This window comes from Pseudogulbenkiania sp. MAI-1, assembly GCF_000527175.1.
Lineage (GTDB): Bacteria > Pseudomonadota > Gammaproteobacteria > Burkholderiales > Chromobacteriaceae > Pseudogulbenkiania.
The window spans coordinates 3,910,351-3,925,602 of sequence record NZ_AZUR01000001.1 but is presented as its reverse complement, the minus strand read 5'-3'; the positions used below and the strand labels follow the sequence as shown (position 1 = coordinate 3,925,602).

Annotated in this window: 14 protein-coding genes; 9 read left to right on the top strand and 5 right to left on the bottom strand. The window is 67.2% G+C overall.

From position 1 onward, the window contains the following. Window positions 1–69: 69 nt before the first annotated feature. Window positions 70–1,107, bottom strand: coding sequence for a YeiH family protein (locus PSEMAI1_RS0118375; RefSeq protein ID WP_232219952.1), 1,038 nt, complete (start codon window positions 1,105–1,107; stop codon window positions 70–72). Between the two features lie 118 nt (window positions 1,108–1,225). Between PSEMAI1_RS0118375 and PSEMAI1_RS0118370 the strand changes: the two genes are divergently transcribed. Both PSEMAI1_RS0118370 and PSEMAI1_RS0118365 read left to right on the top strand, forming a co-directional pair. Continuing rightward, window positions 1,226–2,098: a LysR family transcriptional regulator gene (locus tag PSEMAI1_RS0118370; RefSeq protein ID WP_024304279.1), complete on the top strand. Its 873-nt coding sequence runs from the start codon at window positions 1,226–1,228 to the stop codon at window positions 2,096–2,098. Window positions 2,099–2,227: 129 nt separating this feature from the next. Continuing rightward, window positions 2,228–3,397, top strand: a complete 1,170-nt coding sequence (locus tag PSEMAI1_RS0118365) for a PLP-dependent aspartate aminotransferase family protein (protein WP_024304278.1) — start codon at window positions 2,228–2,230, stop codon at window positions 3,395–3,397. A gap of 79 nt (window positions 3,398–3,476) precedes the next feature. Here the strand turns inward: PSEMAI1_RS0118365 and thrB are convergent, their stop codons facing one another. From thrB to PSEMAI1_RS0118350, 3 genes are read right to left on the bottom strand one after another with little or no spacing between them, the layout of a single operon-like run. Beyond that, window positions 3,477–4,415, bottom strand: coding sequence for a homoserine kinase (gene thrB, locus PSEMAI1_RS0118360; RefSeq protein ID WP_024304277.1), 939 nt, complete (start codon window positions 4,413–4,415; stop codon window positions 3,477–3,479). Window positions 4,416–4,425: 10 nt separating this feature from the next. Then, on the bottom strand, window positions 4,426–4,746 hold the full coding sequence (locus PSEMAI1_RS0118355) for a DUF2782 domain-containing protein (protein ID WP_024304276.1): 321 nt from the start codon (window positions 4,744–4,746) through the stop codon (window positions 4,426–4,428). A 26-nt stretch (window positions 4,747–4,772) separates the two neighbouring features. Continuing rightward, window positions 4,773–5,501, bottom strand: coding sequence for a TIGR00730 family Rossman fold protein (locus tag PSEMAI1_RS0118350; protein WP_024304275.1), 729 nt, complete (start codon window positions 5,499–5,501; stop codon window positions 4,773–4,775). 15 nt (window positions 5,502–5,516) lie between these two features. Between PSEMAI1_RS0118350 and polA the strand changes: the two genes are divergently transcribed. From polA to PSEMAI1_RS0118315, 7 genes are all read left to right on the top strand, one after another. Then, window positions 5,517–8,291 (top strand): DNA polymerase I, encoded by a 2,775-nt coding sequence (gene polA / locus PSEMAI1_RS0118345; RefSeq protein WP_029770825.1) that lies wholly within the window; start codon window positions 5,517–5,519, stop codon window positions 8,289–8,291. Between the two features lie 204 nt (window positions 8,292–8,495). Then, the gene (locus PSEMAI1_RS0118340) at window positions 8,496–9,065 is read left to right on the top strand and encodes a GspH/FimT family pseudopilin (protein ID WP_232219951.1); all 570 of its coding nucleotides are present in this window, start codon (window positions 8,496–8,498) and stop codon (window positions 9,063–9,065) included. After that, window positions 9,049–9,654 (top strand): type IV pilus modification protein PilV, encoded by a 606-nt coding sequence (pilV, locus tag PSEMAI1_RS21020; RefSeq protein WP_024304272.1) that lies wholly within the window; start codon window positions 9,049–9,051, stop codon window positions 9,652–9,654. The genes PSEMAI1_RS0118340 and pilV overlap by 17 nt, the downstream gene beginning before the upstream one ends. Further along, entirely contained in the window at window positions 9,632–10,672 is a 1,041-nt protein-coding gene (locus tag PSEMAI1_RS0118330) for a PilW family protein (RefSeq protein WP_024304271.1), read from the top strand. The genes pilV and PSEMAI1_RS0118330 overlap by 23 nt, the downstream gene beginning before the upstream one ends. Continuing rightward, window positions 10,645–11,295 (top strand): PilX N-terminal domain-containing pilus assembly protein, encoded by a 651-nt coding sequence (locus tag PSEMAI1_RS0118325; protein WP_024304270.1) that lies wholly within the window; start codon window positions 10,645–10,647, stop codon window positions 11,293–11,295. Before PSEMAI1_RS0118330 ends, PSEMAI1_RS0118325 begins: the two co-directional genes overlap by 28 nt. Beyond that, window positions 11,295–14,270: a pilus assembly protein gene (locus PSEMAI1_RS0118320; protein WP_024304269.1), complete on the top strand. Its 2,976-nt coding sequence runs from the start codon at window positions 11,295–11,297 to the stop codon at window positions 14,268–14,270. Before PSEMAI1_RS0118325 ends, PSEMAI1_RS0118320 begins: the two co-directional genes overlap by 1 nt. Before the next feature lie 11 nt (window positions 14,271–14,281). Then, window positions 14,282–14,698 (top strand): type IV pilin protein, encoded by a 417-nt coding sequence (locus PSEMAI1_RS0118315; RefSeq protein ID WP_304412737.1) that lies wholly within the window; start codon window positions 14,282–14,284, stop codon window positions 14,696–14,698. A 39-nt stretch (window positions 14,699–14,737) separates the two neighbouring features. Here PSEMAI1_RS0118315 and PSEMAI1_RS0118310 read toward each other — a convergent pair whose 3' ends face one another. After that, window positions 14,738–15,232: a MarR family transcriptional regulator gene (locus tag PSEMAI1_RS0118310; RefSeq protein WP_024304267.1), complete on the bottom strand. Its 495-nt coding sequence runs from the start codon at window positions 15,230–15,232 to the stop codon at window positions 14,738–14,740. Between the last annotated feature and the right edge of the window lie 20 nt (window positions 15,233–15,252).

Here is a 15,252-nt window from a genome sequence, read left to right as displayed (position 1 = left end):
CGACGCTTCGCTTGCCTCGCTCAGTCAGTGCCGTAACCCATCGAGCAACTGCACCCATCCCATGGGCGCTCATTTCAGCAGTAACCCGATCCCCGCATTCACCACCGCGCCGCCGACGATCAGCCAGCCGCACAGGCAGGCTGCTAGCCCGAGAGGGGCGAGCCCGGCGCGGCGGATCGCCGAAACCTGGGTGTGCAGCCCCAGTGCCGCCATCGCTGCCGCCAGCAGCAGCGTATCGAGCTGCAGCAGCCCGGCGCGCCAGGCCGGCGGCAGCCAGCCCAGCGAGTTGACCCCGGCCAGCAGCACGAAGCCCACGGCGAACCAGGGGATGGTGATGCGGCGCGTCGTGCTCCTCGTGGCGCCGCTCTCGCGCCGCGCCAGGAAGGCCGACAGCAGCAACAGGAACGGCGCCAGCATCATCACCCGGATCATCTTGGCGATCACCGCGACCTCGGCGGCCTGCTCACTCACCGCGCGCCCGGCGGCCACCACCTGCGCCACCTCGTGCAGTGTCGAGCCGGCGAACAGCCCGAAGCGCCAGCCGTCCAGCCCGCTCATCCCGGCCGCCTGCGCCAGTGTGAACAGCATCGGGTAGAGGAACATCGCCAGCGTGCCGAACACCACCACGGTGGCGACCGCCACCGCCACCTTCTCCGTCCCGCCGCGCGCCACCGGCTCGGTGGCCAGCACCGCCGCCGCGCCGCAGATGGCGCTGCCGGCGCCGATCAGCATGGCGCTGTCGCGTTCCAGCCCGAACCAGCGCGGACCGAGCCAACAGGCCAGCAGAAAGGTGCTGGTCAGCATCACCGCATCGATCAGCACCCCGGCCGGGCCGACCGCGGCGATGTCCTGCAGCGTCAGGCGCAGCCCGAACAGCACGATGCCCAGACGCAGCAGGCGCTGCTTGGCGAACTGCACCCCGGCATCGCAACGCGGCGCCAGCGCGGCATAGCCGCCGTTGCCGAGCGCGATGCCACCGACGATGGCCAGCGTCAGCGCCGACAGTCCCAGATTCTGCAGCATAGGCAGCGTGGCCAGCGCCAAGGCGCCTCCGCCGAGCAGCAGCGCCAGCGCGAGGCCGGGCAGGGTGTGGCGAAAAGAGTGCATAAACATAGTGCTAAATGGAATAAAAGCGGATATCGCCACGATAGCGCGGCGTTATTCAGTGGTAAAACGGATAATATTACTGATATTCATTAGTAAAACCGATTGATGAGGCCGTGCCATGACGCTCAAGCTCACCCTGCGCGAACTGTCCGTCTTCCTCGCCGTGGCGGAAAGCGGCGGCGTCACGCGTGCCGCCGAGGTGCTGGCGATGACCCAGTCGGCGGCGAGCCAGGCGCTGGCGTCGCTGGAAGCCGGGCTGGGCGCGACGCTGTTCGATCGCGTCGGCCGGCGCCTGCTGCTCAACGAGCACGGCCGGTTGCTGCTGCCGCGCGCCCGCGCCGTGCTCGACCAGGCGCATGGGCTGCAGGGACTGTTCGGCGGCGGCGCCATCGACCTGCGCCTCGGTGCCAGTACCACGGTGGCCAACTACCTGCTGCCGGAGCGCATCGCCGCGTTCCGCCTGGCCCATCCGCAGGCACGGGTCGAGCTGGAGGTCGCCAACACCCGCGACATCGTCGAGGAAGTGGCGGCGTTCCGTGTCGACGCCGGTTTCATCGAAGGGCCCTGCCACCATCCCGAACTGGTGGTGACGCCGTGGCTGGAGGATGAGCTGGTGCTGTTCTGTGCCGCCGGACACGAGCTGGCTGGCCGTCCACTGACGGCTGACGAGCTGGCGGCGGCGCCGTGGCTGCTGCGCGAGCCCGGCTCCGGCACGCGCGAGGAGGTGGAGCGGCTGCTGTTGCCGCACCTGGGGCGCTTCAACCTGGTGATGGAACTGGGCAACTCGGAGGCGCTCAAGCGCACGGTGGCGGCCGGGCTCGGCGTCAGTTGCCTGGCACGGCGCGTGGTGGCCGATCTGCTGCAAGCCGGCAGCCTGGTCGAAATCCGCGCCCCGCTGCCACCGCTGATGCGCCGCTTCCACCGCATCGTGCACCGCGACAAGACCCTCACCCACGGGCTGCGTCAGTTCCTCGACATGGCCGGGGACTGAGCCCGTCGCTCGGCCAGCCTCGCCCGCCATGGCTCCACCCGGCCGATCACATTGTCATCGGCGCCGACACGCGTTACTGTGGGCCGCCTGCCCGGACTCTGGCCGGGCATCCCATTCCGGAGAAAGAACATGGCATTCAGGCCCGAAACCCTGGTGGTGCACGCCGATTACGACGTCACCGACGACAAGACCGTGGCACCGTCCATCCACTATTCCGCCACCTTCAAGGCGGCCGACGCCGCCGAGTTCGCGGAGATGTCGGAAGTTCCGCAGCACCCGCGCAACTACACCCGCTACGGCAACCCGGTGCATGAGCGCGTGAAGAAGATCATGGCCGAACTGGAAGGCACCGAGACCGCACTGGTCACCGCCTCGGGCATGGGCGCGGTGGCGGCGACCCTGTTGACCTTCGTGTCCGCCGGCGACCACGTCATCGGCCAGACGCGCCACTACATGAGCACCACGCGCATCATGGACGAGATGCTGCGCCGCTTCGGTGTCGAGGTGAGCTTCGTCGAGCAGGACGACCCGGAGGCGTTCCGCCGCGCCATCCGTCCCAACACCAAATTCATCATGCTGGAGACGCCGGCCAATCCGTTGTTGACGCTGACCGACCTGGAGGCGATCACCGCTATCGCGCGCGAGCACGGTGTGCTGACCATCGCCGACAACACCTTCGCCACGCCGCTCAACCAGCGTCCGCACGATCTCGGCGTCGACATCGTCATCCACAGCGCCACCAAGTACCTGGGCGGCCACCATGACCTCACCGCCGGGGTGATCTGCTGCAGCCACGAACAGGCCGAGCGCATCTGGAAGACGCACATCACGCTGGGCTCGGTGCTGTCGCCGATGGACGCCTGGCTGCTGCTGCGCGGTCTGCGCACCCTGCCGATGCGCATCGAGCGCATCAACGCCAACGCCCAGGCGCTGGCCGAGACGCTGGCAGCGCATCCCAAGATCGAAGCAGTGCTCTACCCAGGGCTCGCCAGCCACCCGCAGCACGAGCTGGCGCGGCGCCAGATGAAGGGGGGCAGCGGTATCGTGGCATTCTCGGTGCAGGGCGGCTATGCCGAGGCCGAGCGCTTCGTCTCGCTGCTGGAACTGCCGCTCAACGCGGCCAGCCTGGGTGGGGTTGATTCGCTGGTGATCCACACCGCGGCGATGTGGGCGGGCACCATGACGCCGGAGCAGATGGCCACTGCCGGCATCCCGCTCAACGCCATCCGCTACGCGGTGGGGGTGGAGCATATCGACGACATCAAGGCCGACGTGCTGCAGGCGCTGGAGCGGCTGTAAGCGGCGGTCGGGCAAGAAAAAAAGCGGCATCCCTGTCGGGGTGCCGCTCTGGGTATCGCCAAAGCCGGGCGTGGTGTGTTTACAGCCAGAAGTCGCTGCGCGCGCGGTGCGCCTCGACCAGGCGCTGGAACACCTTGGGGTCCTTGATGTAGGTGAGCTCGCCGGCCTGCGGTTGGTACATGTCGAGCAGGCGCGAGGTCCAGAAGCGCAGCGCGGCGGCGCGCAGCATCACCGGCCAGCAGCGCTTCTCCTCGGCGTTGAGCGGGCGGGCCGCCTGGTAGCCGGCCAGGAGCGCGCGCGCCAGGTCGCCGTCGATCTCGCCGTCGGGGCGGCGCGCCCAGTCGTTGACGGCGATCGCCACGTCGTACAGCAGCACGTCGTTGCAGGCGTAGTAGAAGTCGATGAAGCCGGCGATGGCGTCGCCGTCCATCAGCACGTTGTCCTTGAACAGGTCGGCGTGGACCACCCCGGTGGGCAGGTGGTCGAAGCGGTGGCTGTCCTGGAAGTGCACCTCGGCGCGCAGGCTGGCGGCGTCGGCCTCGTCCATGTAGTGGTACACCGCGCTGGCGGTCTGGCTCCACCAGCGCGGGCCGCGCGGGTTCTGCATCCGGTGCGGGAAGGTGCCGCCGGCCAGGTGCATCTGCGCCAGCATCTCGCCCACGGCGCGGCACTGCGCCGCGTTCGGCGTCTCCACGTCGCGGCCGGACAGGCAGGTGACCAGGCAGGCCGGCTTGCCGGCCAACAGCGAGGCGAAGTTGTCGGTGTGGTCGGCGATCGGCGCCGGGCAGGCCACGCCGTGGCGCGCCAGGTGGCTCATCAGCTCGAGGTAGTAGGGCAGCTCGTCGAGCTTCAGCACCTCGAAGATGGTCAGCACGTAGCGGCCGTGCGTGGTGGTGACGAAGTAGTTGGTGTTGGTGATGCCGGCGGCGATGCCCTTGAGCTCGACCAGTTCGCCCAGCGCGTAGCGCTCAAGCCAGTGTTTCAGGGTGTCGTTGTCGACGGTGGTGTAAACCGACATGCCACCCCCGTCAGAATCGGAACAGGACCCAGCGCGGAATCACCAGACGCTGGTTCGAGTCGATCTGTCTCATGCTGCCGTTGCCTTCCTCGTCCATCAGGTAGTACGGCACGCCGTGGGCGGGCGTGACCTTGATCATGTAGAGCTGGCCGTTGATGCGGTACTCCTCGATCTTTTCCGTGCCTTTCTGGATGATGCGGATTTCCGGTTCGACGGCGGCGTTGCCGTCCACCGCCACCTCGGGCGGCGGCGGGACCACCGCCTTGGCGGGGGGCGTGTCTGCCAGGGCCGGGACGGCCACAAGCAAGAGAAGGGGGAGCAGGCGGCGCATGGCGGCGTTCCTTGAGTTTGTAAAGGTTACAGATTGAGCAATTGTTCGCGTTCTTCCGGCAGAGGCTCGAAGCCACGCGTTTCGTAGTGTTTGAAGATCGCCTCGACGATCTGCTGCGGATCGTCGATCAGCTTCAGCAGATTCAGGTCGGTCGGGTTGATCAGCTGGTCGCCGACCAGCCGCTCCTTCACCCAGTCGAGCAGGCCTTGCCAGAACTCCGTGCCGCACAAGATGATCGGGATCTTGCGGCTCTTGCCGGTCTGGATCAGCGTCAGCGCCTCGAACATCTCGTCCAGCGTGCCGAAGCCACCCGGCATCACCACGTAGGCGATGGCGTGCTTGACGAACATCACCTTGCGCGGGAAGAAGTGGTTGAACTTGATCGACAGGTCCTGGTAGTCGTTCGGCTTCTGCTCGTGCGGCAGCACGATGTTGAGCGCCACCGACGGGCTGCGACCGTAGAACGCGCCCTTGCTGGCGGCTTCCATGATGCCGGGGCCGCCGCCGGAAATGACCGAAAAGCCGGAATCCGACAAACGCCGGGCGATTTCCTCGGCCAGCTTATAATAGGTGTGGTCTCGCGGGGTGCGGGCGCTGCCGAAGATGCTGACGGCCGGCTGGATGCCCTGCAATTCTTCCGCCGATTCGACGAATTCGGCCAGAATCTTCATCACGTGCCACGCTTCGCGCGAACGGAAACGCTGCATTGCGGCGTGACGGTCGCTCGTCTGCGGCAATTTATCGGACAAGCTCATAACTATTCGCCTTCTATGAAAACGTTATTATTGATCGACGGCTCTTCTTATCTGTATCGCGCTTTTCACGCCATGCCCGATTTACGTTCTCCGGAAGGTCAACCGACGGGAGCGATCTACGGCATGGTCAACATGCTGCGTCGCCTGGAGAAGGAGGTCCGGTTCGATTATAGCGCCTGCGTTTTTGACGCAAAAGGCAAGACCTTCCGCGATGAGCTCTATCCCGAGTACAAGGCGCACCGGCCGTCGATGCCGGAAGAGCTGGCCAGCCAGATTACGGCGGTGCACGACGTGGTGCAAGCGTCCGGCTGGCCGATCCTGATGGTGGACGGCGTCGAGGCCGACGACGTGATCGGCACGCTGGCGCGCGAGGCCGAGGCCGCCGGCATGCGGGTGATCATCTCCACCGGCGACAAGGACATCGCCCAGCTGGTCACGCCGCGGGTGACGCTGGTCAACACCATGACCAACGAGACGCTGGACGAGGCCGGGGTCAAGGACAAGTTCGGCGTGCCGCCCGGGCTCATCATCGACTACCTGACCCTGATCGGCGACAAGGTCGACAATGTGCCCGGTGTGGACAAGTGCGGCCCCAAGACCGCGGTCAAATGGCTCGAGCAGTACGGTTCGCTCGATGCCGTGATCGCCAACGCCGACAGCATCTCCGGCAAGGTCGGCGACAACCTGCGCGCCGCGCTCGACTGGCTGCCCAGGGGGCGCGAGCTGATCACCATCAAGTGCGACGTGGCGCTCGACGGCGAACTGCCGCAGGGCCTGGCCACGCTGCAGCATCGCGAGCGCGACAAGCCGCGCCTGATCGAGCTGTTTACTTCCTTTGGTTTCCGCAGCTGGCTGCGCGAGGTCAGCGAAGGCAATGGCGAGGCCAAGGCCGACGCCGCTCCGGCTGCGGCCAGCCCCGGCACGAACGGCGAGCTGTTCGCCGCCGCCGAGGCGGTCGACCCGCCCGCGCCCGCCGCCAAGCTTGAGCGCCGCTACCAGACCATCCTGACCGAGGCGCAGCTCAACGCCTGGCTCGACAAACTGGAGACGGCGCCGGTGGTGTCGTTCGACACCGAAACCACCAGTCTCGACCAGATGGAAGCGCGCCTGGTGGGCATGAGCTTCTCGGTCGCGGCGGGCGAAGCCGCCTACCTGCCGCTGGCGCACCATTACGCCGGCGTGCCCGAACAGCTCGATTTCGACGCCACCCTGGCCAGGCTCAAGCCGTGGCTGGAAAACCCGGCCAGGAAGAAGCTCGGCCAGAACCTCAAGTACGACCGCCACGTGCTGGCCAACCACGGCATCCGGCTCGCCGGCGTGGTCGACGACACGCTGTTGGCCTCCTACGTGGTGGAAAGCCACCTGACGCACAACATGGACGACCTGGCGCGCCGTCATCTGAACGAGAGCACGATCAGCTACGAAGACATCTGCGGCAAGGGCGCCAAGCAGATCGGCTTCGCCGAGGTCGACATCGCCGTGGCGTCCAACTACGCCGCCGAGGACGCCGACATCACGCTGCGTCTGAACCAGGCGCTGGCCGGCAAGCTCGAGGGCCGGCTCGCCGCGGTGTACCGCGACATCGAACTGCCGGTGGCCGAGGTGCTGTTCGCGATGGAGCGCCACGGCGTGCTGATCGACCGGCAACGGCTGGCCGAGCAGAGCCACCAGCTGGGCAGCCAGATGCTGGAACTGGAGCAGGAGGCCTACCGCCAGGCCGGCCAGCCGTTCAACCTCAATTCGCCCAAGCAGCTGCAGGAAATCCTGTTCGGCAAGCTCGGCATCGACACCAAGGGCGTGAAGAAGACGCCGTCCGGCGGCTACTCCACCGACGAATCGGTGCTCGAGCAACTGGCGCTTGACCACCCGCTGCCCAAGCTGATCCTGCAGTACCGGGGCCTGGCCAAGCTCAAGTCCACCTACACCGACAAGCTGCCGACGCTGATCCGCCCGGATACCGGCCGTGTGCACACCAACTATGCGCAGGCGGTGGCGATCACCGGGCGGCTGTCCAGCTCCGATCCCAACCTGCAGAACATCCCGGTGCGCACGCCGGAGGGCCGACGCGTGCGCGAGGCCTTCGTCGCCCCGGCGGGCCACAGCATCGTCAGCGCCGACTACTCGCAGATCGAACTGAGGATCATGGCGCACCTGTCGGACGACGCCAACATGCGGGCGGCCTTCGCCAGCGGCGAGGACATCCACAAGACCACCGCTGCCGAGGTGTTCGGGGTGACGCGCGAGCAGGTGACGGCCGACCAGCGCCGCGCCGCCAAGGCGATCAACTTCGGCCTGATCTACGGCATGAGCGCCTTCGGCCTCGCGAGCCAGCTCGACATCGAACGCAGCGCGGCGCAGCAGTACATCGACCGCTACTTCATGCGCTTCCCCGGCGTGGCCGACTACATGCAGCGCACCCGCGAGACGGCGCGCGAGCAGGGCTACGTTGAGACCGTGTTCGGGCGCCGGCTCTACCTGCCGGAAATCCGCTCCGGCAACCCGGCGCGGCGCAGCGGCGCCGAACGCGCCGCGATCAACGCGCCGATGCAGGGCACCGCCGCCGACCTGATCAAGCTGGCGATGATCGCGGTGCAGCGCTGGCTGGTGTCGGAAGGACTGGCGAGCAAGCTGGTGATGCAGGTGCACGACGAACTGGTGCTGGAAGTGCCGGACGCCGAAGTGGCGCGGGTCAAGGAGCGGCTGCCGCAGATCATGGCCGGCGTGGCCGAACTCAAGGTGCCGCTGCTGGCGGAAGTGGGCGCCGGCGAGAGCTGGGAAGCGGCGCACTGAGCGTCTGGTGCCGGATGGATTCCGACAGCCGCCTGCGGGCGGCTTTTTCTTGCCCGGCGCCCGGCTCCCGCACGGGACGGCACCGCTGCCGCCGGCGTGATTGGTCGTGCTCACCGGGCGTGAATGAAATGACTGTTTGAAATGATGATGGGATAATGTTATCGTATGCAAATTTAATGACGTTAAAATAATTCAGACAAGGCCATGATGCCTTACGCCGATACCCGCCGCACTGCGGCGGGCTTTACCCTGATCGAGATGATGGTGGTGATCTCCATCGTCGCCATCCTCCTGGCGCTGGCCGTACCGGCCTTCAACGCGCTGATGGCCAGTTCACGCATGGAAAGCCGCACCCAGGCCCTGCTGTCCAGTGTGCAGTTCGCCCGCAGCGAAGCCATCCGCAGCAACGGCAACGTCTATGTCTGCGCCCTCAACAGCAAGACCAATCTCGACGTGCAGGGCTGCCAGGGCAAGGCCAAGAAGGGCGACACCTCGTGGTCCGAAGGGGTGCTGCTGTTCGCCGACCAGCCCGGCGGCACCGCTGCCGGCTATAACAGCGGCGAGCGCCGGCGCCACGTGATCTTCACCGGTCAGCCGGAAGTCAGTTCGGCGCTCGACAAGTTCATGTTGACCCCGGAAGGGCGGCCGCCGACCGGCGTCAGCCCGTCCTGGGTGGTGCGCGATGCACCGTCGGGACAGTGCGCCAGCATCATCGTGCTGGCCAACGGCCGGCCGCGGCTGTGCAAGGGGGTGGACTGTGCCGGCTGCGCCTGAGTCCCGCCAGCGTGGTTTCTCGCTGCTGGAAGTGCTGATCGCCATGTTCGTGCTGCTGGTCGGGTTGCTGGCGCTGGCCGGTCTGCAGGCGCGCACGCTGATTCAGACCCGCGACGCCGAACTGCGTACGCTGGTGGCGTTGCAGGCGGAAAGCCTGGCCGAAGCGATGCGCGCCAATCCGCTGCGCCAGCGGGACGCCAGCGGCGGCACCACGCTGTCCTGGGAGCATTACGTCGAGAGCGGCTACGCCAGCCATGACGCCAGCGCCCCCGCCGACACCTGCCGTACCGCCGCCGGTTGCAGCCAGCAGAACCTCGCCGCGCTCGATCTGTGGACCTTCAAATCGGGCCTGGCCGACGGTCTCGCGGCCGGTAACGCCTTCAAGGCCGCGGTGTGCCGTGGCAGCAGTGCGCCGACATTGGCCGACGCTGGCTGTGCCGCCAGCGGGCCGCTGTCGATCCGCGTGGTGTGGTCGTCCCGGCTCGACGCCAAGAGCCGCCGGGCCGAGGCGGCCGGCGGCCTGCGCAGCGCTTCCGAGGCCGCTTCCGCCCTGGTCGAGAACCGCTATGTCCTCGTGTTCGAACCCTGAATCGCGCCAGCGCGGCATCACGCTGATCGAGCTGATGATCGCCGTCGCCATCGGCTCGATCATCGTCGCCGTGGTGTTCGGCAGTTTCGTCTCGACCCGGCAGAGCCTGCGCGCGGCCGAGATCCGCATCGCCCGTCACCAGGACGCCCGCTCGGCGCTGCAGATCCTGGCGCGCGACCTGCGCATGGCCGGCAACTTCGGCTGCGCCGCGCTGGGGGAGCGCGGCGACGACTGGCTGGTGGTCAACCGCGGCGGGTCGAGCGCCTGGCAGCAGGTCGACCAGAACAGCAACGGCCTGCGCGGCGTCAGCAAAGGCAGCAAGGATGCCGGCACCTGGCTCGGCAGCCTGACGCCGGAGAGCGACCTGCTGATCGTCCAGTACGGGCAGGGGGCGTTTTCGGTCAGCTCCCGCACCCTCAACGCCACCGGCGACGCCGTGACCGGCCTCACCTTTCAGCCGGCCGAGCAGGGCGACTGGGCCAACTGGACCCGGCTGGTATTGGCCAGTTGCACGCGGATCGACGTGCTGGCCAGCGGCAGCGGCATGACTCTGGGCAGCTCGGGCGGGTCGCAGACGCTGACGCTGGACGAAGCGCATGCCCTGCCGCTCAAGGGCGATAGCCATCCCGACGGCCACCAGCTCGGCTCGCTGGAGGTCATGGCGCTGGTGTCGCGGGCCTATTTCGTGGCCGAGGTCGACGGCGTGAAACAGTTGCTGCGCCGCGAGATGCTGGCCGATGGCAGCCTGAGCGAGGCCACCCTGGTGGCGGACGGCGTGGCTTCGCTCGCCGTCGACTACGGCGTGTTGGACGATTGCGACGCCGACTCGACGCCGCGCCTGCATTACGCCGGCGCCGGCGAGGTGGGCGATTGGCAGCGGGTCGGCACGGTGCGCCTGACGCTGACGCTGCAGCAGCCGTCGGCGGTGCGATCCGGGCAGACGGTGAGCGCGGCGTACCCGCTGACGGTGGCGTTGCGAGGAGGGGTGCAATGCGCACACCGACCGCTGGCCGACTGAACCAGCGCGGCAGCGCGCTGGTCGTCGCGCTGCTGGTGCTGGTCATGATGACCATGGTGGTGCTGGCCTCGTCGCGGCTGATCGTCGACGAACAGCGCATCGGCAGCAACCAGAACGACCGCCAGTCCACCTTCCAGCTGGCAGAACTGGCGCTCAAGGCGGCCGAGGCCAAGGTGCTGGAGCTGGACGAGTCGCTCGGTGTGGCGAGCAAGAGCGACGAAGCCCTGTTCGGTTCGGCGGGCGTGTTCAGCGAAACCTGCCGGAACGACGCCAACCCGGCCGGCTGGAGTCGCGGGCTGTGCGCCGACAGCCAGCAGCTGGGGCGGGAGGTGGCCCAGTCCTGGGAGCGTACCGTCAGCGTCGGCGAGAAGACCGTACCGACACTGCACCCCTGCGGCAACGCGCTGGAATATCCGTTCAAGCGCAGTGTGGGGCAGGGCCACTGTCCCGACGTGGTCTCGCCCGACGGGCTGTGGGCCAACCCGCGCTACCAGATCGAGCTGGTCGACAAGAACCACCAGGACAGCGATGGCGGGGGAAGGCTGTACCGCATCACGGTGCGCGCCTGGGGGCAGAACGCCAACAGCGTGGTGACGCTGCAAAGCTATTACGTGGTGCCGTGATGAGACGCCGTTTCCTTTCCCTGCTTTCCCTTGCCGGTGGCCTGCTGCTGCCGGTACCGGTCCATCCGGCAGACAGCTGCACGCTGCCTGCCGACCACAACCCCTACCCGAGTGCGCCGCCGCAGCTCTCGACCCGGGTCACACCCAATATCCTGCTGTTCTTCGACAACTCGGGCAGCATGGCGTGGGATGTGTACGGCAACACTGGGCAGAAGCGTGAGCGGCATTGCAATTGGTGGGGCTGCTGGTATGGCGAGGTGCTCGACCCGCTGCAGGGCGAGACGCGGCTGCAGATCGCCAAGGACGTCACCAAGGGGGTGATCGACGCCTACCCCGATGTGCGCTGGGGGCTGTTCTCGTTCGACCCGTCCAACAGCAAGGACACGGTCAACGGCCTCGAAGATCTCCGCTACAGCCGTGCCGGCCGATTGGTGGCGGAGATAGGCGGCGGCAAGACCCATCTCGACACGGTCAAGAGTGCCATCGACAACCTTGGCGCCGACACCAACACGCCGTTGGCCGAAGCCTACTACGAGATGACACGTTACTACCGCGGCATGACCTCGGCCTACTTCAAGCCGGTCAATCCGGCGTCGGCCAGTCGTGGTTCCGGTAACTACGTGAGCCCGGTGCAGTACCGCTGTCAGGCCAACTTCGTGCTGATGATGACCGACGGCGAGCCGACCGAGGACAACGAATTTCCGCTGACCGCTGATCCGCTCTATGCCGGCTTCGTGCTGGGCCGGGACAACCCGCTGCCGGACTTCGCCAAGCATGCCGCCAGTGGCGACCTGTTCACCAGCGGCAGCGACAGCGAAGGGCAGGGCTGGGACAGCGCGCCGTTCGCGCGGCAGTCGCTCAAGACCTACACCATCGGCTTCACCGTCGACAACCAACTGCTGCAGGATACGGCCAAGAACGGTAGCGGGCGTTACTTCACCGCCAGCGACAAAGAGCAGCTCAAGGCCAGTTTCACCTCGGCAATGGACGACATCTATCGCCAGAATTCGACCGCGACGCCGCCGGTGAGCGGCGAACAGAAGACCACGGCGCTGCTGCATACCACCTTCGATACCCAAACCTGGACCTCGCGGCTGTTGAGCTACCCGGTCAACGCCAAGGGCAAGCCGGACTACAGCAAGCCGACCGATGCGCTGCTGCCGGACTGGGACCGGCGCACCGTCTACACGAGCTACTACGACAACCACGGCAACAACTGGGTGTGCAACAAGAGCAGTACCGGCAAGGTCTTCGACGGCAACGTGGTGGCGCAGGCGTTCAAGCCCGGCATGGCCGACAACGACAAGCTGACCTTCGGCCGCCAGCCCAACGACGTGATCCACTTCGTGCTCGGTCACGCCATGCCGGGGCAGCGCTTTGCCGGTAACAAGACGCCCTGGCTCGGCGACATCATCGATTCGCCGCTGACCACCTTCTCTTCCCGCTACGCCCAACTGGTGGCGGTGGGTGGCAACGACGGCATGCTGCACCTGTTCCGCAAGGAGAGCGGCGAGACGGCTTACCGCGAAGCGCTGGGCTACGTGCCGTTCGAGGTGCTGACCCGGCTGATCCATCTGACCAAAGCCGATTACGGCACATCGACCAACCCGCACCGCTACTACGTCAACGGCCCGAGCGTGGTGCAGACCGTGGACGACGGCCGCAGCTATCTGGCCGGCACGCTGGGGCAGGGCGGCAAGGCGCTGTTCGCGCTCGATGTCAGTTCGCTGCTGTCGGAGAGCGGCAAGGTCGCCGCGCCGGCCGAGGTGGTGCGCTGGGAGGCCGGTGCCGCCAGCGGCAGCACCGCGCTCGGCTACGTGTTCGGGCGGCCGGTGATCGCCAAGGTACGCCACCCCGCCACCGGCGCCAGCGTCTGGGCGGTGCTCAGCGGCAACGGTTACGACAGCGCCGGCGGGCAGGCCGCGCTCCTGGTGTTCGCGCTCGACAGCGGGGCGTTGCTGGGCGAGATCAAGGTCGGCGCCGCCGGCGGCAACGGCCTGTCCGGGCCGGCGGTGCTGGACGTCGACGCTGACAAGGTGGCCGATTATGTCTACGCCGGCGACCTCAAGGGCAATGTCTGGCGGTTCGATCTGCGCGGCGACTGGGCGGCGCCGGAGCGGCCGTTCTGGCAGGGCGATGCCAGCCAGCCCGTCACCGCCACGCCGGCGCTGTACAAGCGGCCGAGCGGCGGCGGCTACATGGTGCTGTTCGGCACGGGGCGACTGCTGTACGACAGCGACCGCCGCTCCACCACGCCGCAGAGCGTGTACGGGCTGTGGGATACGCCACCCAGCAGCCGGCATTACCAGTACGGCGACCGCGATGGGGCCATCCTGGCGCAGAGTCTGGACGGCGAAGCCGCCAGCACGGTGCCGATGGCCGATGGCAGCTCGCGCCGCTACACCGTGCGCCGCACCACCCGCAACGCGGTCGCCATCGGCGACGGCGCGGCCGGCGGCTGGTACCTGGATCTCGCGGCCAACAGCGGCGAGCGCCTGCTGCATCCACCGCTGCTGGTCGGCGAGCGGCTTTATTTCACCACGCAGATCCCCTTCGTCTCGAGCCTGCAGTGCTCGGTCGGCGGCGACGGCTGGATCATGTCGCTGGACCCCTTGAGCGGCGCCGCCCCGGCCAGGACCGCGTTCGACCTCAACGGCGACGACAAAGGCAGTTCCGCCGACTGGGCGGTGTTCGAAACGGGCAAGGCGGCGCAGATCCCCAGCGGGGTGCGTTCGATGGTGGGCATGCCGTCGGCGTTGAGCCTGTTCGCGAGCCAGGGCAGCAACTACCAGTGGCTGGGCTACGCCGACCAGAACGGTCAGATCAACAACCGCGACAACGCCAACATCGCCAAGGCCGGTGCGGGACTGCGGCTGGGCTTCGGTGGCAGCGCCGAGGGGATGCCGGGGGATCTCGCGATTCCCCCCGGGGCCGGCAAGCAAGGGCGGCGCCTCGCCTGGAGGGAGATATTCTGATGGAGTGCAAGGTGGGAAGAAGCCGCGGCTTCACCCTGATCGAACTGATGATCGCGCTGGCGGTGGTGGGCATCCTGGCCTCGCTGGCGCTGCCGTCGTACCGCGAGCACGTGATCCGCGCGCGCCAGAGCGAGGCGCGTGCCGCGCTGCTCGACAACGCCCACTTCCTCGAGCGCTGGTACGCCGAGAAAGGCACGTTCAAGCAATCGTCCAGCGCCTGGCCGAGCCTGCCGGTCACCGGCACCGAGTTCTACGACATCGCGTTCTCGGCCTCCGCCAGGAACACCGACGAGGGCGAGTTCCAGTTGCAGGCGTCGCCCAAGGCCGGCAAGAGCTGGATCGGCGACGCCACGCTGACGCTGGACCAGGACGGCAACATCAAGCTGTGCAAAACGGGGGACGACGGCAAGAAAACCTGCCAGCTGTAGGGCAAGGTTCACATTTAAGCCGGCCAGACCGATTCTTGCTCAGCCGCCGAGGCGGGCGAGCAGCTTGCGCAACAGGCCTTCCAGCAGCGCTTTCTCTTCCGCGCTGAAGTCGGCCCACAGCGCGCGGTTGCGCTCGCGCGCCACCGGCATGACCTGCTCGACGAAGCGGACGCCTTCCTCGGTCAACTCCAGCCGGATCTTGCGGCGGTCCTCGGCGCAGGGCAGGCGCTGCGCCCAGCCATTTCTGACCAACTCGTCCGAGATGCGGGTGGCGTTGGTACGCGAGGAGTCCAGCGTGTCGCTGATGTCCGAGGGGTACAGCACCTGCTCGGGGCGGGCATACATCGTCATCAGCGCCATCCACACCGACTCGTGGATGCCGTATTCCTTCAGCGTCTCGTTCAGGTAGGCGCTGAGCCGTGGCATGATGTGGTAATAGAGCCGGGTGAGGATCACCTCCTGGCGCGGCACGCCGGGAAAGCGGCTCTCGACGCGGTCTATCGCCTGCTCGAGCTGGTGGAAGGATTTGTTCATGGCTCGATTATAGTAACTTG

Coding starts and splice junctions, on each gene's coding strand:
- PSEMAI1_RS0118340 (WP_232219951.1), top strand. CDS start 8,496: ATGATGCCTTACGCCGATACCCGCCGCACTGCGGCGGGCTTTACCCTG.
- PSEMAI1_RS0118350 (WP_024304275.1), bottom strand. CDS start 5,501: ATGAGCTTGTCCGATAAATTGCCGCAGACGAGCGACCGTCACGCCGCA.
- PSEMAI1_RS0118370 (WP_024304279.1), top strand. CDS start 1,226: ATGACGCTCAAGCTCACCCTGCGCGAACTGTCCGTCTTCCTCGCCGTG.
- PSEMAI1_RS0118375 (WP_232219952.1), bottom strand. CDS start 1,107: ATGCACTCTTTTCGCCACACCCTGCCCGGCCTCGCGCTGGCGCTGCTG.
- PSEMAI1_RS0118355 (WP_024304276.1), bottom strand. CDS start 4,746: ATGCGCCGCCTGCTCCCCCTTCTCTTGCTTGTGGCCGTCCCGGCCCTG.
- PSEMAI1_RS0118320 (WP_024304269.1), top strand. CDS start 11,295: ATGAGACGCCGTTTCCTTTCCCTGCTTTCCCTTGCCGGTGGCCTGCTG.
- PSEMAI1_RS0118330 (WP_024304271.1), top strand. CDS start 9,632: ATGTCCTCGTGTTCGAACCCTGAATCGCGCCAGCGCGGCATCACGCTG.
- PSEMAI1_RS0118365 (WP_024304278.1), top strand. CDS start 2,228: ATGGCATTCAGGCCCGAAACCCTGGTGGTGCACGCCGATTACGACGTC.
- PSEMAI1_RS0118325 (WP_024304270.1), top strand. CDS start 10,645: ATGCGCACACCGACCGCTGGCCGACTGAACCAGCGCGGCAGCGCGCTG.
- PSEMAI1_RS0118310 (WP_024304267.1), bottom strand. CDS start 15,232: ATGAACAAATCCTTCCACCAGCTCGAGCAGGCGATAGACCGCGTCGAG.
- thrB (WP_024304277.1), bottom strand. CDS start 4,415: ATGTCGGTTTACACCACCGTCGACAACGACACCCTGAAACACTGGCTT.
- polA (WP_029770825.1), top strand. CDS start 5,517: ATGAAAACGTTATTATTGATCGACGGCTCTTCTTATCTGTATCGCGCT.